Genomic DNA, 26,876 nt, shown 5'->3' on the forward strand with positions numbered 1-26,876 from the left:
AGTCTTTTTGATCTTTGATTTCCACGCCCCCCCCCCCCCCCCCCCCCCCCGCATTCGGATCGCGTAAACAAGCATAGCGATACTTTTGATAAGTATATTGGCCATCTTGCTTCTTCATCCGTGGCCTGGAAAGCCATCAAGGACATGGGCGCCGGCATAAATTTGCCTGTAGAGTTCGAGCGGGCAATTGATAATGCGGATCGTGAATATTTTTCATCTGGATTTGTCGAGCGTCAAACCAGACTTCTGAAAGCGCAACTCGCCGGGGAGAAGCCCGATACCGACGCGCAGGGCTGGACCTCTCTTATAACGCCACGGCTGGCGACACTTCTCGACGTCGCCAATGTCGCCCTCGGCGCCGCCAGGGACCATGCCGCGAAGACGCGGGAGCAGGCGCAGCAGACTTTCATGGTGAGCGTGGGGCTTCTCGCGGCATCCATCGTGGTGGCGGTGGTTCTGGTCATCATCCTGCAATGGCGTGTGCTCACGCCTCTCGGCACGATCCGCGAACGTATGACGGTGCTGGCCGGCGGCGATCTGTCGGTGGAGGTGCCGTATCTGACGCGGACCGACGAAATGGGCGCGCTCGCCAAGACGATGGCCGTGTTTCGCGGCAACCTGCAGGAGACCGAGCGCCTGCGGGCGGAACAGGCCGACCGGGACAGGCAGGCGGCGGAACTGCGGCGCGCAGACATGCGGGATCTCGCCGACCGGTTCGACCGGGCGATCGGCGGCATCGTCGAGGTCGTGGCATCGGCCGCGTCCGAGTTGCAGGCGTCCGCCCACGCGCTTTCTGCCACCGCCGAGGATACGCAGGAGCGCTCGTCGGCCGCCGCCGCCGCGTCGGAACAGGCCACGGCCAATGTCGGCTCCGTGGCGACGGCGACCGATGAGATGTCCTCGTCCGTCGCCGAGATCGCGCGGCAGGTGAACAGGTCGTCGGAGATCGCGGCAAAGGCCGTGAACGAGGCGGGCCAGACCGACGATAAGGTCAAGAGCCTCGCGGCGGCGGCCGAGAAGATCGGCAGCATCGTCTCGCTGATCGATACCATCGCCGGGCAGACCAACCTTCTCGCGCTCAACGCCACGATCGAGGCCGCGCGGGCGGGGGAGGCCGGCAAGGGGTTCGCCGTCGTTGCCTCCGAGGTCAAGACTCTTGCCGATCAAACCAGCCGGGCGACGGCCGAAATCGGCGAGCAGGTCGGCGCCATCCAGGCGTCCACGGGCGAGGCGGCCCATGCCATCGGGGAAATCGACGTCACGATCAAGGAAATGAACGCCATCTCCGCTTCCATCGCGGTGGCGGTGGAAGAGCAGGCGGCGGCAACCAGCGAGATCGCCCGCAATATTCAGGAGGCGTCGGTGGGCGCGGCGCAGGTGTCGGAAGCCGTCACCGGCGTCATGACGACGGCCGGCGAGGCCCATGCCGCCGCGGAACAGGTTCTGGCGGCGGCGTCGGAGCTGAGCCATCAGGCGGAGGTGCTGCGCAAGGAGGTCGACGGCTTTCTCGCCACCGTGCGCGCGGCGTAGCGGAAATTCAGGCGACTCCCGCGCCACAACGGCGCGGGCGTCGCCTCCGTGGCGGAAAACGCGCGGCGTTCTCCGCCGCAAACGTCCGTCGGGCCGGCATGATGCGCCGTCGCCGGGCCGGGGCAATCGCTGCTTGCACCGTCTATAATTATTGTGACAATTTTGTGTTTTGCCGGGTATGCGGGGCTGGACAAGCGAATAGCTGAAGCATACCTTACATATTGTCAGAAAATAATGATAATAATTCTCCTTTTTCAGGTGGGGTGTATCGTGAACAAATTAACTATCAGCTTGACCCTGAAGTTGATCGTCGGATTTCTTACTGCTGCATCCATTATTCAGTTATCGATATCATCTCGTATTGCGTGGAAAAATACTGAAAACGCTACCGAGATTGAAACTGTTGCATATGCGATGTCGCATATGTTCACAGCCCTGCAAAATCTGCGCGTCGACTTTGGCAACACCGGCTCGGCGCTTGCGACAGAGGGCGATCTGTCTGGCTATGTGAGGCAAATCAAGGCCGCCCGCGCCATTGAAATGCGGGCAATCGAACAGACCATCGCCCTCGTGCAATCTTCGAACCTGCCGGAAAGCGCCGGGATGGCGACCAAGCTGCGAACCGGGTATGGCTGGCTGTCAGCCTTGCAGGCGCAGACGACGGAAGCGTTCCGCAAGGCGAAGGCCGATCGGCCGGCCGGTCTTGCCGGCGAATATACGGCTGTGTCCACGGCGCTGATCGATGATCTGACGGAGCTTTCCCTGAAGTTCACGCAAAGCGTGCGCCTTCAGGACAGCCTGACGGATCGCCTGTTCGACATCAAATCGTTGGCATGGGACATGCGCAGCGCGGCCGGCGATGCGGCCCTCGCCGCGATCCGGGGTCTCCAGGCTTCACCCGGCGCGGCGGAACGCGAATCCGAAAAATATTTCAGCCATGTAGAGAGAGTGAAGCTCGCCTGGCAGACCATCCGGGACATGGCGGCCGGGCTCTCGCTGCCTCCCACTTTCGTGGATGCGATGGAGGCTGCCGACCGCAATTACTTTTCTGCGGGGCTCATCGAGCAGCAAACGGGCCTTTTGAAGGCGGCGATTGCGGGTGAAAAAACGGATATGGATGCGCAGGGCTGGAGCAGCCATGTCGCGCCGCGTCTTGTCAGCCTCCTCGGCGTCGCCAACGCCGCCCTGACTCTCGCGCACGATCACGCCGTCGCCAGGCGGGAGGCGGCGGAGCTGGATTTGCGGCTGCGCATCGGGCTGCTCATCAGCGCCTTTTTCGGGGCGGCGGTCCTGATCTTCATCCTGCAACGGCGGATACTGACGCCGCTCAACGTGATCCGCGACCGCATGACCCAGTTGGCGCACGGCGACCTTTCCGTGGAAGTGCCCTACCTGAAGCGCGGCGACGAGATCGGCGCCCTTGCCGGCGCGATGGGCGTATTCCGCGACAACCTGCGCGAGACGGAGCGGCTGCGCGCGGAGCAGATCGAACGGGAGCAGCGCGCGGGGGAGGAGCGGCGCGCGGCGATCCTCGATCTTGCCGATCGGTTCGATCACACCGTCGGCGGCATCGTCGAGATTCTGGCCTCGGCCGCGGAGGAATTGCAGGCCGCGGCCCGCTCTCTCGCCGGCATCGCGGAGGATACGAGCAACAGATCGTCCGCCGCCGCGGCGGCCTCCGAACAGGCGTCGGCCAACGTGGCTTCCGTGGCCTCCGCCACCGAAGAAATGTCGTCCTCGGTGGCGGAAATCGCCCGGCAGGTCAGCAAGTCTTCCGAAATGGCCGCGAGGGCCGTGGAGGAGGCGCAGCATACCAGCGCCACGGTGAAGGGCCTCGCCGTTGCGGCCGAGAAGATCGGCGGCATCGTCGAACTCATCGATTCCATCGCGGCGCAGACCAACCTGCTCGCGCTCAACGCCACGATCGAGGCGGCGCGGGCCGGGGATGCCGGCAAGGGGTTCGCCGTCGTCGCCGCCGAGGTCAAGCAGCTCGCCGACCAGACGGCGCGCGCGACCGCCGAGATCGGCGGGCAGATCGGCGGCATTCAGGCCTCGACCGGTAGCGCCACCGATGCCATCGGCGACATCGGCCACACCATCGAGGACATCAATGTCATCGCCGCAACCATCGCGGCGGCGGTGGAGGAGCAGACGGCGGCGACGGGCGAAATCGCCCGGAACATTCAGGAAGCCTCGGCCGGCGCGTCCGAGGTGTCGGGCGCGATGGCCAGCGTGACGGCCGCCGCGGGCGAGGCGAGCACCGCGTCGGCTCAGGTGCTGTCGGCCGCGTCCGAGCTGAGCCGGCAGGCTGAGTTGCTGCGGCACGAGGTCGACGGCTTCCTGAAGAGCGTGCGCGCCGGCTGAACCGCCGCGCAGCGTGTCGGTTCCGGCCGCGTGGGACGCCTCACGCGGCCGGGTAGTCGGCCGCGACCTGCCCGGCGATGAGTTCCGCAGTGGCGGCGGAGAGCGTCCAGCCGAGATGACCGTGGCCGGTGTTGTAGAACACGCCCTTCATGCGGCCGCGGCGCACGCGCGGCATCATGTCCGGCATCATCGGCCGCAGGCCCGCCCACGGCGCCACGCGATCGGTGTCGATGGCGGGGAAAGCGCGGCGCACCCAGTCGACCAGCGGCTGGATGCGGTCGGCGCGGATGTCGCGGTTGAAGCCGTTGAACTCGGCCGTGCCCGCCACCCGCAGCCTGTCCGCGCCGAGCCGGCTGGTGACGATCTTGGCCGCTTCGTCGAGCAGGCTGACGGTGGGCGTCGCCGCCTGCGACGCGGCCGACTCCGTCTGGACGGTGATCGAATAGCCCTTCACCGGATAGATATTGAGACGGTCGCCGAGCGAGGCGGCCAGCGCCCGGCTGCCCACCCCGGCGCAGATGACGACCGCCGCGGCCTTGATCTCCCGCGCCGCCGGCTCCCGCTCGGGCGCGAGGCCCGTATCGGGCAGGGAGGGGGCGTAGCGAATGACGAAGCCGGCGTCGTCCGTCGCGCCGTCGCGGGTGATGCCGGTGACGACGGCATCCTGAACGAAGCGCACGCCGCGCCGCTTGCAGGCTTCCGCAAGGCCGCGCGTGAATTTGTGGATGTCGCCGGTGGAATCGGAGGGCGTGAAGAAACCGCCGTAATAATCGCCCGTCAGCGCCGGCTCGATGGCGCGCATTTCCTCGGGAGTGACCGCGCGCCGGTCGAGCCCGCCCTCCGTCAGCAGGGCGTTGACGCGAACGCTGGCCTCGAAAGTCTTTTTGTCGTGGAAAACATGCAGGATGCCGCGTTTTTCGAGATCGAAGTCGATGCCCTCGTCTTCCGCGATCGCGAACAGATGCCGGCGCGCCGCGATGGCGAGGCGCGTGGTTTCGATGGTGTTGGTGCGATAACGCGGGATCGCGGCGACGAATTCCGCCATCCACGAATACTTGTGCCAGGAGGGAGCGGGGTTGACGAGCAGCGGCGCGTCGCTGCGCAGCATCCACTTGAGGCCCTTGATGACGGTGGCGAAATTGTTCCACACTTCCGCATTGCAGGCGGAAAGCTGCCCGCCGTTGGCGAAAGAGGTATCCATGGCGGGATAACGGCCCCGGTCGACGACCGTGACGTCATAGCCGCGCGTCGCGAGCGACCAGGCGGCGGTCACACCCGTGATGCCGGCGCCGATGATGACGATGGAAGACATGAATCAGGTTCCAGAGAAGAGCTGCCGGACGACCGGCAAGCCGGTCGGTGAGCGCCCCATCTGTACCTGTACCTGAGAGCTTGAGCCGCTCGCCGGCGCCAAGACGCGACGGCAAACGTCATCCCCTTCGGTGGGCGTTTCCGGTTGCCCGGCCGCCTCTCTCCAGATCGTTCTGACGGATCGGTTCCTTGTGCCTGAGAGTTTCCGGGGCGGTTGCTCCGTCGGCGTCGGGCTGGCCCGATCTCTCCCGGTCCATCATATCGAACGTGTTTCCCCTATCAGAAAACCCGCCTGCGCGCAATCGCTTGCGTGCTGCCTGCGAACGGGGCGGGCGGTTGCATTGTTCGGCTTCTGTTGCAATCATATTACGCAAATATCTTGACGGCGCGTTGTGGCTGGCCGAAAACGGTAGCCAGTATGAAACTTCATGTCGCGCCGTCGCGATCGTGCTTTTCCATATCCGGCGGGCCGTCTGTGCGGCCGGGCGCTTCGGCGGCCAGCTCCCCCGGCCGTGTCGGCGCGATTGCCTCTGAGATGGTAAACCACTGATCCTTTGGGAGAAAACGATGCAGCTCATGAAATCGGCGCTTGTTGCGCTTGCGGTCTGTGCAAGCACGGTGACGTCGCAGGCGGCCGAGGTCAAGATCGGCGTCGCGGCGGCGCTGAGCGGGCTCGCCGCCCAGTACGGCGCGGCGATTCGCAACGGCTTCGAACTGGCGGCGGAGGAGATCAACGCCGCCGGCGGCGTCAACGGCAACACCATCCGGCTCGTCGTCGAGGACGAGCAGGGCAAGAAGGAAGAGGCGATCAACGTCTACAAGAAGCTGATCTTCCAGGACAAGGTGCTGTTGATCTTCGGCCCCACGCTGTCGAATTCCGCTTCCGCCGCCAACCCCATCGCCCAGGCGTCGAAGACGCCGGTGTTCGGCACCTCCAACACGGCCGACGGCATCACGGCCGTGGGCAACTACATTTTCCGCAATTCCGTCACCGAGGCGGACGTGCTGCCCGTGACGATCAGGAAAGTGGTGGAGAAGGAGGGCGTGAAGAAGGTCGCCGTGCTCTACGGCAACGACGACGTGTTCACCAAATCCGGCTATGACAACTTCGCCAAGGCGCTGAAGGACCAGAATATTCCGGTGACGACGACGGAAACCTTCGCCAAGGGCGACGTCGATTTCAAGGCGCAGCTCACCAAGATCAAGGCGAGCGGGCCCGATGCCGTGGTGCTCTCGGCGCTGCTCGCGGAGGGCGCGCCGATTCTCGTGCAGGCGCGCCAGCTCGGTATCGACCTGCCCTTCATCGGCGGCAACGGCGTGAATTCCGTGAAGATCTTCGAGCTGGCCAAGGGGGCGTCCGACAATCTGTGGGTCGGCAGCCCGTGGTCGGCGAGCAACGACACGCCCGAGAACGCGAAGTTCATCGCCGCCTATACGAAGAAGTACGGCTTTGCGCCGGATCAGTTCGCGGCGCAGACCTATGACGCGCTCCACATCGTGGCCGAGGCGCTGCGGAAGGTGGAAGTGTCGGGAGATATCGCCAGGGATCGCGCCGCGCTGCGCGACGCTCTGCCCGACGTGTCGTGGACCGGCGCGACCGGGCCGTTCAGGTTCCGTCAGGCGCTCGACAAGGCCGGCAAGCCGGCGGGTTACGACGCCGATCAGGAGCCGATCATTTCCGTGACGAAGAACGGCGTCTACGAAATCGTCAAGTGACGCTGCACGCCCGATGATCGCTTGCGCCCGGCGAACGCGCCGGGCGCGCTCCTGTCGAAGCGGCGCGCGTCTTCGCGTGTCAACCGAAGCGGCGGCGCCGTCTGCTGCGGAAGCCGATTTACAATGCTCGCCCAACAACTCGTCAACGCGCTGTCTCTCGGCAGCGTCTATGCGCTGTTCGCGCTGGGGTTCACGCTGATCTTCGGCGTGCTCGGCGTCATCAACCTCGCCCACGGCGCGGTGTTCATGGTCGGCGCCTATGCGGCGCTTCAGGCCGTCGTGCTGGCCGATCTGCCGATCGCGGCCGCGCTCGTCGTCGCCTTCCTCGTCAGCGGCCTGTTCGGGCTCGCCGTCGATATTCTGGTGCTGTCGCCGTTGCGCAAGCGCGATGCGCCGCATCTCATCCCCATGATCGCCACCATCGGCGTCGCCATCGTGCTCAACAGCGCGGTGCAGGGCATCTTCGGCGCGGACAACCTGCGTTTCCCGCCCGGCGTGGTGCCGGATGATTCCATCACGTTCGGCGGGCTGCACGTGACGGCGGTGGAGATCGGCATCGTGCTGCTGACCTTCGTCATCATGGCGGCGCTGCTCGCGGGGCTGCGGCGCACCTCCGCCGGCAAGGCGCTGCGCGCGGTGGCGGAATCGCCGAAGGCCGCGGCGCTGCTCGGCATTGACGTGGAAGGACTGTTCCGCAAGACATCGTTCCTGGCGGCGGGGCTCGGCGGCGTGGCGGGCGTCATGATCAGCCTCTATTCCAACGCCGTCTATCCGCTGATGGGCCAGCCGATGCTGCACAAGGGCATCGCCGTCATCATCCTTGGCGGCATGGGCGACATCCGCGGCGCGGTGATCGGCGGGCTGTTCCTCGGCTTCGCCGAAGTGTTCGCGGTGGCCTATGTCGGCTCCACGATGCGGGATGCGGTGGCGTTCGGCCTGCTGTTCCTGATCCTGCTCGTGCGGCCCACCGGCCTCTTCGGCAAGGCGAGCGAGCGGAAGGCCTGATCATGGACGCTTTTCTTCTCTGGTTCGACGAGTTCTGGGCCGTCTACTCCAATCTCATCCTGTCGCTCGGCATCAATGCGCTGCTGGCGCTCTCCATCTGGCTCACGCTCGCCTGCGGCTTGCTGGCGCTGGCGAATGCGGCCTTCATGGGGATCGGCGCCTATGCGGGGGCGCTGGCGACGATGAACTACGATTCGCCCTTCGCGCTCTCGCTCGTCGTCGCCATGGCCGCGCCGTCGCTGGTGGCGCTCGCCATCGGCGTGCCGGTGCTGCGGCTGGGCGGCGTCTATCTCGCCATGGCGACGCTGGGCTTCGGCGAGGTGGTGCGCGTCGTCATCCTGAATACCGACGGCATCACCGGCGGCGCGCTGGGGCTCAACGGCATTCCCCAATACACGCAATGGTGGCATGTGGCGCTGGCGCTGGCGCTCGTGCTGTTCGTGCTCGCGCGCCTGCACCGCTCGAAGACCGGCCGGGCGTTCGCGGCGATCCGGGTGGACGAGACGGCGGCGAGCCTCATGGGCATCGACCTGCGCGCGCACAAGCTCGCGGCCTTCGTGCTGGGGGCTGCCATCGCCGGGCTTGCGGGGGCGCTCAACGCGCATCTGACGTTCTTCATCGGCCCGCAGGAATACGGCTTCGACCGCGGTGTGGAAATATTGACCATGGCGATTCTCGGCGGCGTCGGCTCGCTCGCCGGGCCGGTGATCGGCGCGTTCTTCCTCACCTTGCTGCCGGAGCTTCTGCGCGGGCTCGCCGACTTCCGGCTGATCGTCAACGGTCTCATTCTGGTGACGGTGGTGCTGTTCCTGCCCAATGGGCTGTGGGACCCGGCGCGGCTGCGCCGCTGGTTCGGAATGAGGGGGTAAGGATGCTCAAGCTCACCTCCGTCTCCAAGTCGTTCGGCGGCCTCAAGGTGCTGGACGACGTGACCTTGCAGGTGCCTCAGGGCGCGGTGTTCGGCCTCATCGGGCCCAACGGCGCGGGCAAGACGACCGTTTTCAACCTGATCACCGGCCTCATTCCGCCCACATCCGGCACCATCGCCTTCGACGGCGCGGATCTCGCCGGTCTCGCGCCGCACCGGATCACCCGGCTCGGCATCGCGCGCACCTTCCAGAACATCCGCATCTTCAACGAGATGTCGCTGCTGGAGAACGTGCTCGTCGGCCGTCATCGGCACATCGACTACGGTTTCGCGCAGGCGCTGTTCTCGCTGCCGGGCTACCGCGCGCAGGAGGCGGCGGCGCGCGAGCGGGCGCTGGAACTGCTCGGCTGGGTGGGGCTCGCCGACAAGGCGGCGGACGTGGCCGATTCGCTCTCCTACGGCGAACAGCGGCGGCTCGAGATCGCCCGCGCGCTGGCCACCGAGCCGCGCCTCCTGCTGCTCGACGAGCCGGTGGCCGGCATGAACCCGGCCGAGAAAACGGAACTGATGGGCGCCATCCGCGCCATCAACGCGCGCGGCTACACCATTTTCCTGATCGAGCACGACATGCGCTTCGTGATGGGCCTGTGCGAAAGCGTCGCTGTGCTGAACTTCGGCCGCATCATCACCTGCGACAGGCCGGAGGCGGTGCGCGTCAACCCGGATGTCATCGAGGCGTATCTGGGGCGCGACGACGATGCCGGCGCTGCTGCGCCAGCTATTTGTTAACGCATCAAACTTTCCAGAAAGTGCTTACACTTGTTGGTTTGATGCCGGGGTGCGGGAGGTGGTTCGATGAGCGCGTTGCTGGAAGTCTCCGGCCTGAGGGTGAACTACGGCCATGTGGCGGCGGTGAAGGGCATCGGCTTCACGCTGAACGAGGGCGAGATCACGACGCTCGTCGGCGCCAACGGGGCGGGCAAGTCCACGACGCTGCTGGCGCTTTCCGGCCTCGTGCCGAAAGCGGCCGGGCGGGTGGCGTTCGCCGGGCGCGACATCGCGCGCCTTGCGCCGCACCGGATCGTCCATCTCGGCCTGTCGCAGGTGGCGGAGGGGCGCGCCATCCTGACAAGGCTGACCGTGCGCGAAAACCTCGAACTCGGCGCCTATCACCGTGACGACACGGACGCCGTCGCGGCCGATTTCGAGCATGTGCTCGGTCTCTTTCCCCGCCTGCGCGAGCGGCTCGACGGCTTCGCGGGCAATCTTTCGGGCGGCGAGCAACAGATGCTGGCCATCGCCCGCGCGCTGATGGCGCGCCCGCGCATCCTGCTGCTCGACGAACCGTCGATGGGCCTCGCGCCGCTGATCGTGCAGGAAATCTTCCGCATCATCAGGACGATCAACGAGGAGGGGCTGACGGTCTTCCTCGTGGAGCAGAATGTGCGCCAGGCGCTGAAGATCGCCCACCGCGCCTATGTGATCGAGACCGGCGAGATCGTGCTCGCGGGCACCGGCACGGAACTGCTCGACCATCCGCGCGTGCTGGAGGCGTATCTGGGCGTGTGAGAAGCGCTGCCGGCCGCCTCACCGCGACCGGCATATTCCTGTGCCGCGGCCGTAGCCGGCAATGTCCGGGACATCCGTCGCCGGATCGAACGGATACCAGCCCGCATAGCCGGGATATTGAAGGAGGCGGTCGCTGCCTTTCGGCCGCAACAGCACGCTCAGCGTCGGCATTTCCCAGTCCCAGCCGTAGGTTTTCACGCTCGGATCGTCGTAGAAAGCCGCCCCCGCCGGCCGCTCCAGCTCGATGCATGCCTTGACGATGAACGTGTTCCACCGGCGCACATCGGTGATGTAGACGGCCGTCAGCGCGACGAGCGGCACGAGCAGCGGCGCGAACGACCATGTTTGCGGCGCGATCCGCCGGCCTGTGCCGAGGAGCCGGTTGAGAAAAAGCCCCGCTATCAGGAGGAGATGGAAGGGCAGCACCTGCGCCCGCTGCGTGTTGGGCGAGCCGAGCCCGAGCACGTCGGTATAGCCGCTGGCGGCCTCGCGCCCCAGAAGCTGAAAGGCCGCCCAGGCCGTGGCGGCGGCGAGCGCGGCGCGGGCGATGCCGTTGCGGATGAAGGAGGCGACGGCGGCCGAAAGCACGATGGCGGCGATGACGAGCAGTTCGCTGTCCTCGACAATCTTGAACAGCGACGTGACGAACCCGCCGGCGTTGCCCGCATCCCTGGGTTTCAGATAGCCGTGGATGCCGACCCCGGCGGCGATCGCCAGCAACACCATGAGCAGAGCGAGATACGCCTGTTCCGTCACCTTGCGGGTGGAACGCAGCATGAAGAACGTCAGGACGGCCAGCAGGGGCGCGATGACGGCCGACGCCTCGTAGGACTTGATGCAGACGATGGCGGTGGCGAGCAGCAGGAAGGCGTTGAGCGCCGTGTCGCGCGCCTGCGACAGGACGATGGCGGCGTAAAGCCACGCCAGCGCGTAGAGCACGTGGAACTCTCCGACGATGACGAAAACCGTCGGCAGAAAGCCGATGCAGATCGCGGCGATCGTCAGCGTGAACGCAACCGGGTCGGCGCGCGTGAGCCATAGCGCGTAGCCGTAAGCGAGAACCGGCACCGCGAATAGCGACAGGCTGTAGATCGCGATTGCTTCTTCCGGCGTCGGCGCATAGTGGTTGAGGGCGACGATGACGGGGGTTTGCGTGAGGAAGGTCGCGAAGATGCGATTTTCCGCGATGTGCACGAATTCCTTCGTCGCGAGAAGCTGAAGGATGTAGTTCGCTCCGTCCGCATAGAGCGGAACGTAGCCCGACAGGCCGACATAGCCGATGACGATCAGAAAAAAGATCGCGATGCCCGCGCGGATATTCATGATGGAGCGCTGTGCCGCGGCCGCCGGGGATGCGGGTTCTTCAATGCGGTAATCTGTCATGGCCTTCACGATGCGATCGACAAACCTGCTTGCGGATACCAGAAATTCCGCCGCAAGTATGTTTGTTTTCAATTATGTTTATTTTCGCGCCGGATGGCCCTGCCCGGATGGCCCTGCCCGGATGGCCCTGCCCGGATGGCCCCGCTTGGTGGCGCTGCCGGGCGGCGCTCGCGGGCGATTGACATCATCCGGCGAAGCGTCGATGCAATGAGGCTGGACGTTCGGAGAATCGGGAAAACGGGCATGTTGCTGTCGATCGTGACGCCATTCTATAACGAGGAAGAGGCCATCGACGCTTTTTTCTCGCGCCTCACCGGGCTGCTCGAGCGAACGCTTCCCGCCTATGAACTGGAATTCGTCTGCGTGGACGACGGCAGCCGGGACCGGACGCTGGCGATTCTCAAGGCGCATGCGGAGCGGGACGGGCGCGTGCGCGTGGTGGAGCTGGCGCGCAATTTCGGCAAGGAGGCGGCGCTGACCGCCGGCCTGTCGGTGGCGCGGGGAGACGCCGTCATCCCCATCGACGCCGACCTTCAGGACCCGCCCGAGATCATTCCCGAGATGGTACGCCTTTGGGCGGAGGAAGGCTATGACGTGGTGGAGGCCCGGCGCGCCGACCGCAGCTCCGATACATGGCTGAAGCGCCGGTCGGCCGAATGGTTCTACAAGCTCAGCAAGATCATCGCGGAAACGCCCATCCCCGAGAACACGGGGGATTTTCGCCTGATGTCGCGGCGGGTGGTCGATGTCGTCAACATGCTGCCGGAGCGGCAGCGGTTCATGAAGGGCATCTTCGCCTGGGTAGGGTTCCGGCGCGCGCGGGTGGAGTTCGTCCGGGAGCAGCGGGTCGCGGGCTCGACCAAATGGAACAAGTGGCGGCTGTGGAACTTCGCGCTCGAAGGCATCACGAGTTTCAGCACCTGGCCGTTGCGCGTCTGGACTTATGTGGGCGCGCTCATCGCCGGGCTCGCTTTTCTCTATGGCCTCATTCTCGTCGTTTCGACGCTCATCGGCGGCCGCAGCGTGCCCGGCTATGCATCCCTGATGTCCGCCATCCTGTTCATGGGCGGCGTGCAGCTCGTCGGCATCGGTATTCTGGGCGAATATCTCGGCCGCACCTATCTCGAAACGAAGCAGCGGCCCGTCTTCATCATCCGCGAGATCCATGAGCGGCAGGCCCCTGGGCCTGACGAAGACCGGGCGCGGGAACAGGCGTGACGGGCAATCCATTGAGAGCGATCGCGGAGCGGGCGTTGCGCCACCCCTTCATGCGTTTCTGCCTCGTCGGCGGTGTCGCGACGTTGATTCACGCCGCGGTCTTCTTTCTCGTCGTGGGGGCGGGCGGCTCGCAACTGGCCGGCAATGTCGCCGGCTATGGGGTGGCGAGCATCTGGTCCTATTACCTCAATTGCCTGTGGACCTTCTCCGCCAGCCTGTCATGGGCGGGTTTCCTGCGCTTTCAGGCCGCCAATTCCGTGGTGCTCGTCTGGGGCGTCGTCGCCGCCCTCATCGGCCAATGGCTCGAACTTCCCGCGCCGGCGACGCTGCTGCTGACGGTCGTCGTCGGCCCGGTGCTGAACTACCTCGGCCACAGCCGCCTGACATTTCGGAAGACCTGAGCAAGCTGCCGCTTCGTCGTTGAAACGATTGTGTCATTCATGTCATTTGATGCGCCGTATATTGCGCGAGGACGGTTGCAGCCACGCCGTTGTGAATGATGAAGGGATTTGAAACATGGCGACGGCCGGGGAACACGCTGCGCAGCTTTATATCGGGTACTTCAACCGCGCTCCCGATCCCGAAGGGCTGGTTTATTGGGTCGCCCGCCTTGGGGAACGCGCTCCGGTCGAGTCCATTTCTGAATCCTTCGCCGCCTCGCCCGAAGCAAGGGCGCTCTATTCCTACTTCGATACGCTCGACAACACCGACACCGCCGCTATTCAGGATTTTCTGAAAGCGTTTTATCGCAATGTCTTTGGCCGCGAGGCCGATGACGACGGCCTCAACTATTACACGGCGCAGATTCGCGACGGCGTTCACAAGCCGGCCCATATCGCCGCCAGCATCCTCACCAACGCCTCCACCAACGAAGGCAGCGCCGATCAGGCTTATCTCGCCAACAAGGTGAAGGCCGGCCTGATCTTCGCCGCGAGCGCCGGGAGCCTCGGCGACAGGTTCGTGTGGAACGAGCAGTCGCAGAACGCCACGCGGGACATGCTCGCCGGCATCACCGGCGATGCCGCAACCGTCGAGGAAGCGCGGGCGAAGGCCGATGCGTTCGTGGCAGCGAACGGCGGCGATGCGGGCGATTCCGGGCCGGTTCGCCTGTCGCTTGAGGTCAGAGGCGCGGAGAAGAGCGGCGGCAGCAACGAAACCCGGTTATTCACCCTCGCCGTCATTCGCAGCGGCGATCTCGGCGATGATCTCACGGTGTCCTACAAGCTTTACGAGCATGATCCTTATAATCTGGACGTCATCTATAATGAGGGCGCCGCCACGGGGGGGACCGTTACAATTCCGGCAGGAAAGGATCGTGTGAGCTTCGCCGTGTCGAACCCCGTTTCTTTCACGAATGGTCAGGTTTTCTCCGTCAGGCTGCAACCGGACGACGCGGCATATGACGTTGATGCGCATGATGGACGGGTCTTCATCCGGGGCAGTTCCTACTGGACCGCTTATGAAGATGGGCAGGGCGATATCGTCTTGTCCGAGCCACGGTTTTCCGGGCGCACAGACGTATCGTATGAAACCGTGTCTGTGTCACCGGGGAGCGCGGCGCGGAATATTGCCATCCTTGTCGCGGGCGGAGAGGCAGTCGGTTCGAGTGGCTACATTTCCGCTTACGTCCGTGCCGACGACAACACGGTTTATGCTGGCGAAGGCCATGACACCATTGCCATCACGGCCACGGGCGGAACGGCGGCAAGTCAGAATGGCAGCGCCGAGGATGTCAGTTCCTCCGCCGGCATCTATTCCAATACTGTCTATGGCGGTGAGGGTGACGACACCATCGCCATCGCGGCCACGGGCGGAACGGCGACAAATCAGAACGCCAGCGCCAGCGCCAGCGGCTTCGTCGAGCGCAACACCGTTTATAGCGGCGAAGGCAACGACACAGTCACGATCACGGCCACGGGCGGAGTGGCAACAGGGAGCGATGCTGGTTCTCACAGCTACGTTCGCAACAATACCGTCCATGGTGGGGATGGCAACGACATCATCACGATTGCCGCCGTGGGCGGGACGGCAACGAAGGAGCAAGGCCGCTACAGCCCCAGCCCATTTGTCGCTGCCGGGGCCGAAAGCAACACTGTCTATGGCGGTGAAGGTAACGATACCATCACGGTCGCAGCCAATATAAGCGATTTACGCTCTGGTTCCGGTCAAAATTTTGTTGGTCACAGCGTTATTCATGGCGGCGGCGGTCATGACACGATCACCATCTCTGCCACGAGCAAGGCGGTGGCGGGAGATCCGTTGAATCCAAATATGAGCAGTGCGGGTTCCAATACCGTGCATGGCGACGATGGCGACGACATCATTACCATCTTTGCTACCAGCGAGATGACGGCGGGCGATTCGTCCAAGCCACCTCATAGCGATGCGTTGGGTAACACCGTGCATGGTGATGATGGCAATGATATCATTACCATATCCGCCACGGCAGAGGCTGGTGACGCTTGGAGTTCCGGCAATACCGTGTATGGCGGTGACGGAAACGATGTTGTCATCATATCCGCTACGGCGCAGAGCGGCAATGCTTACGTTGCTACCAACAACGTTACGGGCGGAGCAGGGGCGGATATCTTTGCCTTTCGTGGAAAGGTCGGTTATGAAATCGACAGAGAATCCTTTCCCGATCAGGCTTTGCAGGTCGGATCGACAGAATATTATAAATATATCGAAGAAGCCGCTCAAGCCGCGCGTATACTTTCTGTTGACAATGCCAACATCGTTGCGGATTTCAACCATGCCGAGGGCGACAGGATAGCCTTGGGCGATGCGGGCTCCGACAGTAATTTCGCCAGAAGCGCCGGCGCCGAAAGCGATCACCGAACCGCCGTGAGTGTCGCGCAAGCGGCGTTCGCCGACGATGACAGTTTGCTGTATTACTTCGCCGCCGTCGGCGAGGATGGCTTCCTGTTCTATGATCCGGACGGCGACAGTCTTGCCGACAACGTTCTCAGGCTGACGGGCGTGAGGGATTTCAGCTACGCCTCGCTCATCGCCTGGGATTCCGTTTCCGCATGACGTCTGCATCTTCTCGCGTCGTCGCACAAAGTTCACGTGCATAAAACCGCGGCACGATGTACATACCATGGCGCGCACGGAGGTTCGGCATGGGCTCGGTGAACAGGCTGAAGGCGCTCGTCGCCAGGGAAGCGGGCGATCGCGGCCCCGGCAACGGCTTATCGGGCCGGATGGAGAGCAGGGCGGTGCCGGCATGAGCACGAACGTTCTCGGGCTCACCCGCGCCCTCGCTTACGCGGCCGACGCGCACGCCAACCAGCGGCGCAAGGGCGCGGCGCAGGAGCCCTATATCAACCACCTGATCGAGGTGCTCGACCTTGTCGCGCGCGCCACCGGCGGCGAGGACGAGGAGCTTCTGATCGCCGCGTTGCTGCACGACGTCGTTGAGGACACGCCGATTTCCGCCGAGGATCTCGCCGCCGCCTTCGGCGCGCGGGTGGCCCGGATCGTCGTTGAAAATTCCGACGACATGACCCTGCCCAAGGACGAGCGGCGCCGGCAGCGCATCGCCGCCATGGCGCACAAATCGCCGGAAGCCCGCATCGTCAAAACCGCCGACGTGATTTCCAACCTGCGCGCGATCGCCGTCTCGCCGCCGGCCGGCTGGGGGATGGACCGCCGTCTCGGCTATCTCGAGGGGTGCCGGCAACTCATCTCCGCCGGCCGCGGCGCCAATGCCGTGATCGAGACGCTCTTCGACGAGACCGCCGCCGAGGCGGAACGGGCGATCCGCGCCGACGCGGGCCTGGAGGGCGACGGCGCCGATGTGATCGCCCGGCATCTCGACAGCGTCATCGGCCAGGCGGTGCATCTCGTTTACGTGCCCAACACCGCGAAGCGGGCGATCACCGACGCGGACATGGACCTGCTCTGCGAGACCATCTCCCGCAACTTTCCCTCCGCCACCGTGCAGCACGCCGATTCGATCTTCGACGGCAGCCGCCGGCAGATCCTGCTCGCGCGCATCCGCAGCGACAGCACCGACGCGGTGGTGGCGCTGGCGCAGAGGCTCTGCATCGTCTTCGATCAGCGCTTCGTCGGCATCGAGGTGGGCGGACGCTACATCCGCGTCTATGCCGACGACACCGGCTGACGGCATGCCGCGGTCCGGTGCACGCACCCGGTTTTTAACCTCTTGAAGTTTCGGGAAGATTTGGCTGGGGCGGGAGGATTCGAACCTCCGCATGGCGGAATCAAAATCCGCTGCCTTACCACTTGGCGACGCCCCAAAGCGCATTCCTGACGGATGCCGTCGTTAACAGATCGCAGGGTGTCTACAAAGCCGAAAGGCGGGCGGCATCGCGACAATCCCCTGATAACACGCCCTTGGCCGAGCCGAATCTGTCAGGACGCCGGATCATAGTGCGGAGTTTCGCTGCTGGCAATCGTCTTGCTTTGATTCCGCCAGGTCGCACTCGTTCCGCCATGTGTCGCCGCACGCCGGATTCACGTTATGGCTCGCATCGGCGGCGGACGCCTGTTATGCAGAACATATCTCATAACATGATTCCGCTTTCAGGACGTTAAGGATGATCCCGATCAATGCCACCGGAATGCCCTTCGATGACGTGCGCGGGCTGTTCCACGTCCTGCCCGGCCCGGATGAATTCGCCGTCGCCGCGGTGCGCGCGCGCAATCGGGAATTGACGAAACCCGTCGGGTCGCTGGGCGATCTCGAAGCCGTCGTCGAATGGCTCGCCGCCTGGCAGGGAAATCCGAAGCCGGCCGTGCGCCGGCCGCTCGTCGTCGTGTTCGCCGGCAATCACGGCGTCGCCGCGCACGGGGTATCGGTCTGGCCACAGGCGGTCACGCGGCAGATGCTCGATAATTTCGCCGCCGGCGGCGGCGCCATCAACCAGATCTGCGCCTCCTACGATCTCGGCTTCAAGGTCTTCGATCTCGCCCTCGATCTGCCGACCGGCGACATCACCCGCGAGGCGGCGCTCGACGAAAAAGCCTGCGTCGCCACCATGGCTTTCGGCATGGAGGCCATCGCGGGCGGGACCGATCTGCTGAGCATCGGCGAGATGGGCATCGGCGGCACCATAGCCGCCGCCGCCGTGCATGCGGCGCTCTACGGCGGGCCCGCAAGCCGGTGGGTGGCGCGTGGCGCGTGGGATGCCGGCGCGGCCGATGCGCGGATTGCCGCGGTCGAGCAGGCGCTCGCCTTTCATGCCGGGCATCTTGACGATCCGCTCGAGGTGCTTCGCCGTCTCGGCGGCCGTGAAATCGCCGCCGCCGCAGGCGCGATCCTCGCTGCGCGGCTTGAGCATATTCCCGTGCTGCTCGATGGATACACCGTCACGGCGGCGGCTGCCATTCTGCATGCCGTCGATCCGGCGTCGATCGGCCATTGCATGGCCGGCCATCTCGCCGCCGGGGAGGCGCATGCCGCCGTTCTGGAGCGGCTCGGCAAGAAACCGTTGCTGTCGCTCGGCCTTGCGTTGGGCGAAGGGGCGGGCGCGGCGCTCGCGGCCGGCATCGTCAAGGCCGCCGCCGCGTGCCACGGCGAGATGGCGACCTTCACGCAGACCGGTATTGAAAGGCAGGGGTGAGGCGTCTCGCCCCCTCTCAGCACAGGCCGATGGCCTTGAGCGTGTTGTAGGCTTGCAGAATCTCCTGCAAACGATCCTCGAACGAGCGGTCGCCGCCGTTCGCGTCCGGGTGGAAGCGTTTCACCAGCAGCTTGTAGCGCGCCTTGATCGTCTCCGCGTCCGCGCCGGCTTCGAGGCCGAGCTTGTCGAGCGCCTTCAGCGCGGTGCCCGACAGGCGCGGATGGGCGTCGTCCGTGGGCGCGCGCCGCGCCTGGGCGGTGCGCGCGCCGAAAAGCCCCAGCGAATCGTCTACCTCCCAGGCGCCCGATCCCGCCGTTCCGCCGGCGTATGATTCGCCCCGGCCCGCGCCCTCCTGCCTGCGCGCCCGGTAGGCCTCGCGCGTCGCCGGATTGACCCCCATCGCCCAGGTCGGCCGGTGGCCGATGGTCGCGTCCTTCTGGAAGGCGGCGACGTCGCTGTCGCTCATGCCGTTGAAATAATTGTAGGACTGGTTGTAGGCCCGAACATGTTCAAGGCAGAAGTTCCAGTATTCCTTTTCCCGCCCGCGGCCCTTGGGGGCGCGGAACAAGCCCGGCGCGTTGCATCCGGCATGATCGCACGTCACCGCATCCGTGGAACTGGCTTCCTCGGCGACTCGGGGGCGGACACGGATTCGGTCGAACAGGCGTGAGTTCAGGTTCATGGGCTTCAGTTTATGGTGTGCCTTTCACCGCTGGACAAGTCCCGATGAAAGACGACAATACCGCATCGAGGATAAACGGCCGCGCGAAAAACGACAGGGGGTGGCAGCCATGCCGACGACGCAGACTTCAACGGCGGAAACACCAATTGCGGAAACACCAACAACGGAAATATCGGGGGCGACGGCATCCGGCCGGCCGGCCGCCGGAGGGCGGGCGGAGCGTATCCGCCGGCTGTTGAGCGATGCGCTCGCCCCCGAAACGCTCACGGTGCGCGACGAATCGCACAGGCATGTCGGACACGGCGGATGGCGCGAGGGCGGCGAGACGCATTATGAGGTGATTGTCGTCTCGAAGGCGTTCGAGTCTCTCGGCCGCGTCGAGCGTCACCGGCGGATCAACGCCCTGCTGGCGCCCGAGTTCACGGCGGGCCTGCATGCGCTCGCCCTGACGGCGTTGACGCCGGAGGAGGCCGGAAAACGCGCGCCGTGATGCGACAAACCGTCGCTGAGGGCGCTTTTCGGCGCATGTGTCGCCGGTCGTCATCCGCATGCCGCATTGCCGGTAAAGTGATCGCCGGGCATGCCGCGTCGCGGGTGGCGCGCGCGCCGTGCAGGCGCTAAAGTGGCGCGCGACGGGGCGGGGATGAGCCGGAACAGACGGTCGGGAAGCGGGATGATGCGAATGACGGTAGCCGGGCTGCGGAAACGTCTGATGGGCGCGGGAATGCTGGCGTGTCTTTCCTGTCTGCCGGCGCTGTCGGCGGGCGGGGCTCTCGCCGGGCCGGCCCTGCTTCTGGATGCGGCGAGCGGGCGGGTGCTTTATGAGGAGCAGGCTGGCGATCCGTGGTATCCGGCTTCTGTCACCAAGCTGATGACGGCTTATCTGGTGTTGAAGGAAGTGCGGGACGGCCGCCTTTCGCTCGATACGCCGATCAAGGTGTCCGCGACGGCCGCCAGGACGCCGCCGTCGAAGATGGGCTTCAAACCCGGCACGGTGCTGACCGTCGACAACGCGCTCAAGATGATGCTGGTGAAGTCCGCCAACGACCTTGCCGTCGTGCTGGCGGAAGCGGTCGCCGGCGGCGAGGCGGCCTTCGCCGCGGCGATGAACGCGGAGGCCGGGCGGCTTGGCATGCACGGCAGCTATTTCGTCAATCCCCACGGCCTGCCCGATTCGCGCCAGCGTGTCACCGCGCGCGATCTCGGGCTGCTCGCCCGCGCCATCCTGAGCGATTTTCCGCAGTTCCGCCCCTATTTCGGCATCGGCGGCGTGCAGCTCGGCAAGAAAACCTATCAGAACACCAATGGCCTGATCGGCCGATATCCCGGCGCCGACGGCATGAAGACGGGCTTCATCTGCTCGTCCGGCTTCAATGTCGTCGCGACGGCGCGGCAGGGCGGCCGCCAGTTGATCGTCGTGCTGCTCGGCGAGCGCACGGCCACCGCGCGCACCATCCGCGCGGCCGAGCTGTTCGACCGCGGTTTCGCGGGGCCGCGCTCGGGTTCGCGGCAAGTCGAGGATATTCCGCCGGGCGCCGTCGCCTTCGCGCCGGATCTGCGCGAGGAGGTTTGCGGCAAGAACCGGAACAATCTCGCGGACGACGACAACGCGCCGGTTCATGCCGGCGTGGCGGGCGATGATTCGGCGATCGGCTTCCTGACCGGCGCGACGCGGCGCTCGGGCACGCGCATGGAGGGCGAGAAGCCAGGCACGCTGATCAAACGCGCCGCCATCGAGCCGATTCCCGTCTTTATCGGGCCGGCACCCGGATCGAAGCCCGCCGTGCAGCAGGCGGCGCCGGCCGCACCGGCGTCGGTGCAGGCTTTCGCCGCGACGGAGGCCGCTGCGGCGGTCGCGCCGGGCGCCGCGCCCATCGCGCTTCAGGGCGCCATCAAGCAGGGCAAGGCGCAGCCGGCGCGCGCCGCGGCGATGCCCTTGCCGCCGCCGCGGCCATGATCTCCCCGCCGCCGATGGCGTGAGGGAAGAGCGGTTTACGCTCTTCCCGACGCGGCATTCTGATGTATGATCCGATGCAATAATGTTTCATCGGGATTTTGAAAAGTCATGACAGTTTCATCGCTTGCGTCAGGGGCGGGCCGTCCTGCGGGCGCTCCCGCGCCGTTGCCGCTCACGGTGCTGACCGGTTTTCTCGGGGCGGGAAAAACATCCCTGCTCAACCGGCTGCTGCGCGATCCGGCGCTGGCGGATACGGTCGTCGTCGTCAACGAGTTCGGTGAGATCGGCATCGATCATCTGCTGGTCGAAACCGCCGACGAAGGGCTCCTGCTGCTGTCGTCCGGCTGCCTGTGCTGCTCGATTCGCGGCGATCTGATCGCCACGCTGGAAGATCTGCTGCGCCGGCGCGACAACGGCCGCATCGCGCCCTTCCGGCGCGTCGTCATCGAAACGACGGGCCTGGCCGATCCGGCGCCGATCCTGCACACGATCATCTACCACCCCTATCTCAGCCTGCGTTTCGCGCTCGACGGCGTCGTGACGGCGGTGGATGCCGTCAACGGCGCGGAAACGCTCGACGCGCACGAGGAGGCGGTGAAACAGGTGGCTGTCGCCGACCGGCTGGTGCTCACCAAGACCGATATCCGCGCCGCGGAGCCGGAATTGCTGGCGCGCCTGCGCCGCCTCAACCCGGCGGCTCCCGTTCTCGATGCCGCGAAGGGCGAGGCGACGGCCGCGCGCCTGCTGGATGCCGGGCTGTACGACGCGGAAGGCAAGATTCCCGACGTGCGCCAATGGCTCAACGCCGAAGCTTTTTCCGAACAAGCGCACCATCATCACGATCATCATGACGACCACGATCATCATCATCACCATGATCATGATGTGAACCGTCACGACGCGCGCATTCGCGCCTTTTGCCTCAGGAGCGCGACCCCGATCGGGCGCGGGCGCTTCGAGGCGTTTCTGGATCTGCTGCGCGCGGCGCACGGGCCGCAGCTTCTGCGCGTGAAGGGAATCGTGCGGCTTGCCGACGATCCCGCCCGTCCTGTCGTCGTGCAGGGCGTCCAGCATCTTTTCCACGCGCCGGTGACATTGCCCGCATGGCCGGATGCCGATCACACCACGCGGCTCGTGTTCATCCTGCGCGATCTCGACGAATCGTTCGTGCGCCGTCTGTGGGGCGCGTTCACCGGCGAGGCGATGGTCGATGCGCCGGATGCCGCCGCGCTCACGAGCAATCCCTTGGCGCTGCGCTGACAGCAAGCGGCTTTCTGCGTTCAAGCCGATTGATCGATTTGAACGCAAACTGCTCTATCTTATTGACTTGACGCGTTTTCTCCACGCAAAGCGGTATCCGCTTTGCTTGAAAACGCTTTAGGCGCGCGTCGCCGCGCGCCGGGCGGCGGCGGCGATGGGCCACAGCGCTTTTTGCGCCAGCGCTTCGGCCAGCGTCGCGTTGCGGCGCGTCGCGGCGATCGCCGTGCCGAGGTCGCGGGCGACGCGGACGAGATGGGCGTGGGGCCACAGGCGCAATTGCCGCTCCACGGCGGCCTTGCGCCTGAAATGCAGGCTGCGCATGCCTTCCACCTGCGCGGCCGGGGCGCTGTCGCCGTTCTCGATGGCGAGGCGCGCCGGCAGCAGCGTCAGCGCATGTCGCAGCACGAAGCCGAGCAGCACGCCGGCGTCGAAACCCTCGCGCATCAACCGCATGAAGGCGACATCGAGCGCCGCCTGATCGCCGCCGAAAACCGCGTCCACCACCGCGTCGACGGCGAGCGCCGACACGTCGCCGACGACGGCATGCACGTCCGCCAGCGTGACCTCGCTTTGGCCGCGCGCGTAAAGGGCGAGTTTCTCGATTTCCGACCGGCTCGCCACCCGATCGCCGCCGAGCAGCGCAACGAGCGCGCCGCGCGCATCCGGCCCGATGGCGAGGCCATGATCGCGCAGGGTGGCGTCGACCAGCGCGGCGATGTCGCGCGTGCCGTCCGCATAGCAGGGAATGGCGAGCGCCGATGCCGACCGCTCGCAGGCCGTGCGCAACGGCGAGGAGCGCGGCAGGTCGCCGGCCTCCACCACCACCACGGCGTCCTGCGGCGGGGCGGCGAAAAGCGGCGCGAGCGCCGGCGCGAGATTGCGCGACGATGCGCTGACGCGGATGGCGCGCCGACCGCCGAAAAGCCCGATCGTGTTGGCCTCGTCGGCGAGCCGCAGCGGATCGGCGGCCACGTCGTCGCCTTCGAGACGCACCATCTGAAACGGATCGGACGGGTCGTCCACGACCGATTCGGCGAGCCGCCGGGCGCGCTCGGATACGAGGCCGGTGTCCGGCCCGTAGACGAGAAACACCACCGCCTTCGGATCGGGCTTCGCCAGCACCCGCTCGACGTCGCCCGCCTTGACCGCGACCATCGGCCCCTATCGCCCGGCCGTGACGGCGCCCGACGCGAACCTGGCGGCGACGCGCGTATGGATCTGCTCCGCCAGCGCCTTGGCCACCCGGATCTGCGCATCGCGGGCGGCGCGCAACGAGGCGAAGCGCTGGGGCGTGCGGTCGTAGGCGGAGGAAGCCACCGCCTTGCCGGCGAAAACGGGCTCGCCGCCCGCCGCCGGCAGCAGCCTGAACTCGGCCGTGCCGGTCAGCAACGCCGCTTCCGCGTTGCCCGTCGAGGTGTTGACGATGGTGGAAGAGACCGATTCGGTGACGGACGTCTCCAGCCGGAAGCGCTTCGCCGCGCCGTCGTCCGGCGCGCCGCCGGTCAGGCGGTAGGTCAGCTCGCTCTGGGTGTAATAGGCCAGCCGGGTGTGGCTGCGGTTGTCCGGGTTGATTGTCGCGACCTCGATGGACGCGAGATGATCCTGTACGGCATGGCCGCCGACGGACACGCCATGCAGCGGACGGAAGCAGCCGCCGAGCAGGGCGGCCGCGAGCACCGCCGCGCCGACCCGGACCGCCGGGCGGAGCAGGCGGCGGAGCGGCGGGCGGCGGAACGTGTCAGACGACGACATTGATGATCCTCTGCGGGACGATGATGACCTTGCGGACCGCACGTCCCCCGGTCGCCTTCTGCACGGCTTCGAGAGCGAGAACGGCTGCCTCGATGGTGGCCTGATCGGCATCGCGCGCCACCTCGATATCGGCGCGTTTCTTGCCGTTGACCTGCACCGGCAAGGATATCACATCCTCCACCGTCAATGCACGGTCGGCGACGGGCCAGAGAGCTTGCGCCGCGAGGCCCGGTTGCCCGAGCGCCGCCCAGCATTCCTCCGCGAGATGCGGCATCATCGGCGCCGATATCTGCGTGAGGAACGTCGCCGCCTCCCGCGCGGCGGCCACCAGCGCCGCGCTCGCCCCGTTGGCGCGCGCGGGCACCAGCGCGTCCTGAAGCGCGTTGGCGAGTTCGTAGATCTGCGCCACGGCGCGGTTGAACCGCAGCCGCTCGATGTTGTCCTCCACGCCGATGACGGCGCGGTGGGCGGCCCGGCGCAGCGCCAGCACCGCCGCATCGTCTTCCACGCCCTCGCCGGCGGAGAGGTGGGCCGCCTCCTGCACGAGACGCCACAGGCGCTGCACGAAGCGATGCGCGCCCTGAACGCCTTCCTCCGACCAGATGAAGTCGCGCTCGGGCGGCGAATCGGACAGCATGAACCAGCGCGCCGTATCCGCGCCGAAAGTGCCGATGATCTCGTCCGGGTCGATGACGTTCTTCTTCGACTTCGACATCTTCTCGATCGAGCCGATCTCGATCGGCTCGCCGGTCGTGATATGGAACGCGCGGCGCGTGTCGTCGTCGGCGGTCTCGAAACGCACCCGGGCGGGCTCGATCCATGCCTTGCCGGCGTCGCGGTAGGTCTCGTGCACCACCATGCCCTGAGTGAACAGGCCGGCGAACGGCTCCTGCACGTTCATGTGGCCGGTCTTCGACATCGCCCGCGCGAAGAAGCGCGAATAGAGCAGATGCAGAATCGCGTGCTCGATGCCGCCGATGTACTGGTCGACCGGCAGCCAGTGGTCGGCGGTGGCCGGATCGGTCGGCGCGGCCTCGTTCTTCGGGTCGGTGAAGCGGGCGAAGTACCATGACGAATCGACGAACGTGTCCATCGTGTCCGTCTCGCGCCGGGCCGCGCCGCCGCATTTCGGGCAGGGCACCCGCTTCCAGGCGTCATGACGGTCGAGCGGGTTGCCCGGCACGTCGAAGCTCACGTCCTCGGGCAGCTTGACGGGCAGATCCTCGTCGGGCACCGGCACCGGGCCGCAGGTCTCGCAATGGATGATCGGGATCGGGCAGCCCCAGTAGCGCTGGCGCGAGATGCCCCAATCGCGCAGGCGGAAGTTCACCTTGCGCGCCGCCACCGGCCGGCCGCGGCGCTCCTGCCCTTCGAGGCGGCTCGCGACTTCCTCCTTCGCCGCGGCGATGGAAAGCCCGTCGAGGAAACGCGAGTTGATCAGCACGCCGTCATCCGTGAAGGCGGTGTCGGTGACGGCGAACGTCGCCGGATCGGTGCCGGGCGGGCAGACGACGGGCGTGTTGCCGAGCCCGTAGGCATTGGCGAAATCGAGGTCGCGCTGATCGTGCGCCGGGCAGCCGAACACCGCGCCGGTGCCGTAGTCCATGAGCACGAAATTGGCGACGTAGACCGGCAGCTTCCACGCGGGATCGAAGGGATGCAGCACGGCGAGGCCGGTATCGAAGCCCTTCTTTTCGGCCTTTTCCAGCACCTCGGCGGCGGTGCCGGTGCGGTGGCACTCGTCGATGAAATCCCTGAGCGCGCCGTTGTCCGCCGCCAGATGCTTCGCCAGCGGATGATCGGCGGATATGGCGAGGAACTTCGCGCCGAACAGCGTGTCGGGGCGCGTCGTGTAGACCTCGACCTCGTCAAAGCCCTCCGGCGCGCGCGCCGCATCGAGCGCGAATCGCACCAGCAGGCCCTCGGAGCGGCCGATCCAGTTGCGCTGCATGGTGCGCACCTTTTCCGGCCAGCGGTCGAGCGTGTCGAGAGCGTCGTCGAGTTCCTGCGCGAAATCGGTGATCTTCAGGAACCATTGCGTCAGCTCGCGGGTCTCGACGAGCGCGCCCGAGCGCCAGCCGCGTCCGTCGATGACCTGCTCGTTGGCGAGCACCGTATGGTCGACCGGGTCCCAGTTGACCTTGGACGTCTTGCGGTCGACGAGGCCGGCCTTGAGGAAATCGAGGAACAGCTTCTGCTGGTGCCGGTAATACGTGGGGTCGCAAGTGGCGAACTCGCGGCTCCAGTCGAGCGACAGGCCCATCGACTGAAGCTGTTTGCGCATGGCGGCGATGTTGGCGTAGGTCCATTGCGCGGGATGGACCTTGTGCTCCATGGCGGCGTTTTCGGCCGGCATGCCGAAGGCGTCCCAGCCCATGGGATGAAGCACGTTGAAGCCCTTGGCGCGCTTGAAGCGCGCCACCACGTCGCCCATGGCGTAGTTGCGCACGTGGCCCATGTGGATGCGGCCGGAGGGATACGGAAACATCTCGAGCACGTAGTAGGGCGGGCGCGAATCATCGTTCGGCGTCCGGAAGAGCCGCCGCGCCTCCCACGCGTCGCGCCACCGGGGCTCGACGTCCTTGGGGTTGTATCGTTCCGTGTTGCTGGGGTCCGCACTCATGAGTCTGCAATCTTGGTCTTGCTATCTGGAATCCGCTGGCGCACATCGAT

General features: G+C 65.9%; 21 protein-coding genes, 1 tRNA gene and 1 riboswitch. Of the genes, 15 read left to right on the plus strand and 7 right to left on the minus strand.

Annotated features, from left to right (window positions below; all coding sequences use genetic code 11):
- Positions 1-144 precede the first annotated feature (144 nt).
- Positions 145-1,530, plus strand: coding sequence for a methyl-accepting chemotaxis protein (locus ACOYJQ_RS15210; protein ID WP_433459586.1), 1,386 nt, complete (start codon positions 145-147; stop codon positions 1,528-1,530).
- 423 nt (positions 1,531-1,953) lie between these two features.
- Entirely contained in the window at positions 1,954-3,894 is a 1,941-nt protein-coding gene (locus ACOYJQ_RS15215) for a methyl-accepting chemotaxis protein (RefSeq protein WP_433459588.1), read from the plus strand.
- 40 nt (positions 3,895-3,934) lie between these two features.
- Here ACOYJQ_RS15215 and ACOYJQ_RS15220 read toward each other — a convergent pair whose 3' ends face one another.
- Entirely contained in the window at positions 3,935-5,206 is a 1,272-nt protein-coding gene (locus tag ACOYJQ_RS15220; RefSeq protein WP_433459589.1) for a D-amino acid dehydrogenase, read from the minus strand.
- Positions 5,207-5,377: 171 nt separating this feature from the next.
- Positions 5,378-5,466: riboswitch (glycine riboswitch) on the minus strand.
- A gap of 306 nt (positions 5,467-5,772) precedes the next feature.
- Here ACOYJQ_RS15220 and ACOYJQ_RS15225 point away from each other — a divergent pair.
- The 5 genes from ACOYJQ_RS15225 (at position 5,773) to ACOYJQ_RS15245 (ending at position 10,363) form a co-directional block, all read left to right on the plus strand.
- Positions 5,773-6,921 carry an ABC transporter substrate-binding protein gene (locus tag ACOYJQ_RS15225; RefSeq protein ID WP_433459590.1) on the plus strand — a complete coding sequence of 383 codons (1,149 nt, stop codon included), beginning with the start codon at positions 5,773-5,775 and terminating at the stop codon, positions 6,919-6,921.
- 123 nt (positions 6,922-7,044) lie between these two features.
- Positions 7,045-7,926 (plus strand): branched-chain amino acid ABC transporter permease, encoded by an 882-nt coding sequence (locus tag ACOYJQ_RS15230; RefSeq protein WP_433459591.1) that lies wholly within the window; start codon positions 7,045-7,047, stop codon positions 7,924-7,926.
- 2 nt (positions 7,927-7,928) lie between these two features.
- Positions 7,929-8,795 carry a branched-chain amino acid ABC transporter permease gene (locus ACOYJQ_RS15235; RefSeq protein ID WP_433459592.1) on the plus strand — a complete coding sequence of 289 codons (867 nt, stop codon included), beginning with the start codon at positions 7,929-7,931 and terminating at the stop codon, positions 8,793-8,795.
- 2 nt (positions 8,796-8,797) lie between these two features.
- Positions 8,798-9,583: an ABC transporter ATP-binding protein gene (locus ACOYJQ_RS15240; protein ID WP_433459594.1), complete on the plus strand. Its 786-nt coding sequence runs from the start codon at positions 8,798-8,800 to the stop codon at positions 9,581-9,583.
- 66 nt (positions 9,584-9,649) lie between these two features.
- On the plus strand, positions 9,650-10,363 hold the full coding sequence (locus ACOYJQ_RS15245; protein ID WP_433459595.1) for an ABC transporter ATP-binding protein: 714 nt from the start codon (positions 9,650-9,652) through the stop codon (positions 10,361-10,363).
- Between the two features lie 18 nt (positions 10,364-10,381).
- On the opposite strand, the gene ACOYJQ_RS15250 is transcribed toward ACOYJQ_RS15245, so the two are convergent.
- Positions 10,382-11,686 (minus strand): hypothetical protein, encoded by a 1,305-nt coding sequence (locus ACOYJQ_RS15250; protein ID WP_433459597.1) that lies wholly within the window; start codon positions 11,684-11,686, stop codon positions 10,382-10,384.
- 303 nt (positions 11,687-11,989) lie between these two features.
- Here ACOYJQ_RS15250 and ACOYJQ_RS15255 point away from each other — a divergent pair, with 303 nt between their 5' ends.
- From ACOYJQ_RS15255 to ACOYJQ_RS15270, 4 genes are all read left to right on the plus strand, one after another.
- Positions 11,990-12,964, plus strand: a complete 975-nt coding sequence (locus ACOYJQ_RS15255) for a glycosyltransferase family 2 protein (protein ID WP_433459598.1) — start codon at positions 11,990-11,992, stop codon at positions 12,962-12,964.
- Positions 12,961-13,365: a GtrA family protein gene (locus ACOYJQ_RS15260; protein ID WP_433459600.1), complete on the plus strand. Its 405-nt coding sequence runs from the start codon at positions 12,961-12,963 to the stop codon at positions 13,363-13,365. Before ACOYJQ_RS15255 ends, ACOYJQ_RS15260 begins: the two co-directional genes overlap by 4 nt.
- A gap of 115 nt (positions 13,366-13,480) precedes the next feature.
- Complete coding sequence (locus ACOYJQ_RS15265) at positions 13,481-15,997, plus strand: DUF4214 domain-containing protein (protein WP_433459602.1); 2,517 nt, start codon at positions 13,481-13,483, stop codon at positions 15,995-15,997.
- Between the two features lie 193 nt (positions 15,998-16,190).
- Positions 16,191-17,090, plus strand: coding sequence for an HD domain-containing protein (locus ACOYJQ_RS15270; RefSeq protein ID WP_433459603.1), 900 nt, complete (start codon positions 16,191-16,193; stop codon positions 17,088-17,090).
- A gap of 61 nt (positions 17,091-17,151) precedes the next feature.
- On the opposite strand, the gene ACOYJQ_RS15275 is transcribed toward ACOYJQ_RS15270, so the two are convergent.
- Positions 17,152-17,226 (minus strand) — tRNA-Gln (locus ACOYJQ_RS15275).
- Positions 17,227-17,526: 300 nt separating this feature from the next.
- Between ACOYJQ_RS15275 and ACOYJQ_RS15280 the strand changes: the two genes are divergently transcribed.
- Entirely contained in the window at positions 17,527-18,552 is a 1,026-nt protein-coding gene (locus ACOYJQ_RS15280; RefSeq protein ID WP_433459604.1) for a nicotinate-nucleotide--dimethylbenzimidazole phosphoribosyltransferase, read from the plus strand.
- A gap of 16 nt (positions 18,553-18,568) precedes the next feature.
- Here the strand turns inward: ACOYJQ_RS15280 and ACOYJQ_RS15285 are convergent, their stop codons facing one another.
- Entirely contained in the window at positions 18,569-19,234 is a 666-nt protein-coding gene (locus ACOYJQ_RS15285) for a J domain-containing protein (RefSeq protein ID WP_433459607.1), read from the minus strand.
- A gap of 109 nt (positions 19,235-19,343) precedes the next feature.
- On the opposite strand from ACOYJQ_RS15285, the gene ACOYJQ_RS15290 reads away from it, so the two are divergent.
- From ACOYJQ_RS15290 to ACOYJQ_RS15300, 3 genes are all read left to right on the plus strand, one after another.
- Positions 19,344-19,724, plus strand: coding sequence for a BolA family protein (locus tag ACOYJQ_RS15290; RefSeq protein ID WP_433459609.1), 381 nt, complete (start codon positions 19,344-19,346; stop codon positions 19,722-19,724).
- A 192-nt stretch (positions 19,725-19,916) separates the two neighbouring features.
- Complete coding sequence (locus tag ACOYJQ_RS15295; protein ID WP_433459611.1) at positions 19,917-21,191, plus strand: D-alanyl-D-alanine carboxypeptidase family protein; 1,275 nt, start codon at positions 19,917-19,919, stop codon at positions 21,189-21,191.
- 108 nt (positions 21,192-21,299) lie between these two features.
- Entirely contained in the window at positions 21,300-22,451 is a 1,152-nt protein-coding gene (locus ACOYJQ_RS15300; protein WP_433459613.1) for a CobW family GTP-binding protein, read from the plus strand.
- Between the two features lie 117 nt (positions 22,452-22,568).
- Here ACOYJQ_RS15300 and holA read toward each other — a convergent pair whose 3' ends face one another.
- The 3 genes from holA to leuS are packed head-to-tail and all read right to left on the minus strand — an operon-like array spanning position 22,569 to position 26,826.
- Positions 22,569-23,606: a DNA polymerase III subunit delta gene (gene holA / locus ACOYJQ_RS15305; protein ID WP_433459614.1), complete on the minus strand. Its 1,038-nt coding sequence runs from the start codon at positions 23,604-23,606 to the stop codon at positions 22,569-22,571.
- Positions 23,607-23,612: 6 nt separating this feature from the next.
- On the minus strand, positions 23,613-24,203 hold the full coding sequence (gene lptE / locus ACOYJQ_RS15310) for an LPS assembly lipoprotein LptE (RefSeq protein WP_433459615.1): 591 nt from the start codon (positions 24,201-24,203) through the stop codon (positions 23,613-23,615).
- Positions 24,190-26,826, minus strand: a complete 2,637-nt coding sequence (gene leuS, locus ACOYJQ_RS15315; RefSeq protein WP_433459616.1) for a leucine--tRNA ligase — start codon at positions 26,824-26,826, stop codon at positions 24,190-24,192. The genes lptE and leuS overlap by 14 nt, the downstream gene beginning before the upstream one ends.
- Between the last annotated feature and the right edge of the window lie 50 nt (positions 26,827-26,876).

Source organism: Pseudochelatococcus sp. (genome assembly GCF_050946405.1).
Taxonomy (GTDB): domain Bacteria; phylum Pseudomonadota; class Alphaproteobacteria; order Rhizobiales; family Beijerinckiaceae; genus Pseudochelatococcus.

Excerpts from the sequence above, each read along its gene's own strand:
- ACOYJQ_RS15210 (WP_433459586.1), top strand. The coding sequence starts at position 145 with ATGGGCGCCGGCATAAATTTGCCTGTAGAGTTCGAGCGGGCAATTGAT.
- ACOYJQ_RS15215 (WP_433459588.1), top strand. The coding sequence starts at position 1,954 with ATGTTCACAGCCCTGCAAAATCTGCGCGTCGACTTTGGCAACACCGGC.
- ACOYJQ_RS15220 (WP_433459589.1), bottom strand. The coding sequence starts at position 5,206 with ATGTCTTCCATCGTCATCATCGGCGCCGGCATCACGGGTGTGACCGCC.
- ACOYJQ_RS15225 (WP_433459590.1), top strand. The coding sequence starts at position 5,773 with ATGCAGCTCATGAAATCGGCGCTTGTTGCGCTTGCGGTCTGTGCAAGC.
- ACOYJQ_RS15230 (WP_433459591.1), top strand. The coding sequence starts at position 7,045 with ATGCTCGCCCAACAACTCGTCAACGCGCTGTCTCTCGGCAGCGTCTAT.
- ACOYJQ_RS15235 (WP_433459592.1), top strand. The coding sequence starts at position 7,929 with ATGGACGCTTTTCTTCTCTGGTTCGACGAGTTCTGGGCCGTCTACTCC.
- ACOYJQ_RS15240 (WP_433459594.1), top strand. The coding sequence starts at position 8,798 with ATGCTCAAGCTCACCTCCGTCTCCAAGTCGTTCGGCGGCCTCAAGGTG.
- ACOYJQ_RS15245 (WP_433459595.1), top strand. The coding sequence starts at position 9,650 with ATGAGCGCGTTGCTGGAAGTCTCCGGCCTGAGGGTGAACTACGGCCAT.
- ACOYJQ_RS15250 (WP_433459597.1), bottom strand. The coding sequence starts at position 11,686 with ATGAATATCCGCGCGGGCATCGCGATCTTTTTTCTGATCGTCATCGGC.
- ACOYJQ_RS15255 (WP_433459598.1), top strand. The coding sequence starts at position 11,990 with ATGTTGCTGTCGATCGTGACGCCATTCTATAACGAGGAAGAGGCCATC.
- ACOYJQ_RS15265 (WP_433459602.1), top strand. The coding sequence starts at position 13,481 with ATGGCGACGGCCGGGGAACACGCTGCGCAGCTTTATATCGGGTACTTC.
- ACOYJQ_RS15270 (WP_433459603.1), top strand. The coding sequence starts at position 16,191 with ATGAGCACGAACGTTCTCGGGCTCACCCGCGCCCTCGCTTACGCGGCC.
- ACOYJQ_RS15280 (WP_433459604.1), top strand. The coding sequence starts at position 17,527 with ATGATCCCGATCAATGCCACCGGAATGCCCTTCGATGACGTGCGCGGG.
- ACOYJQ_RS15285 (WP_433459607.1), bottom strand. The coding sequence starts at position 19,234 with ATGAACCTGAACTCACGCCTGTTCGACCGAATCCGTGTCCGCCCCCGA.
- ACOYJQ_RS15290 (WP_433459609.1), top strand. The coding sequence starts at position 19,344 with ATGCCGACGACGCAGACTTCAACGGCGGAAACACCAATTGCGGAAACA.
- ACOYJQ_RS15295 (WP_433459611.1), top strand. The coding sequence starts at position 19,917 with ATGACGGTAGCCGGGCTGCGGAAACGTCTGATGGGCGCGGGAATGCTG.
- ACOYJQ_RS15300 (WP_433459613.1), top strand. The coding sequence starts at position 21,300 with ATGACAGTTTCATCGCTTGCGTCAGGGGCGGGCCGTCCTGCGGGCGCT.
- holA (WP_433459614.1), bottom strand. The coding sequence starts at position 23,606 with ATGGTCGCGGTCAAGGCGGGCGACGTCGAGCGGGTGCTGGCGAAGCCC.
- lptE (WP_433459615.1), bottom strand. The coding sequence starts at position 24,203 with ATGTCGTCGTCTGACACGTTCCGCCGCCCGCCGCTCCGCCGCCTGCTC.
- leuS (WP_433459616.1), bottom strand. The coding sequence starts at position 26,826 with ATGAGTGCGGACCCCAGCAACACGGAACGATACAACCCCAAGGACGTC.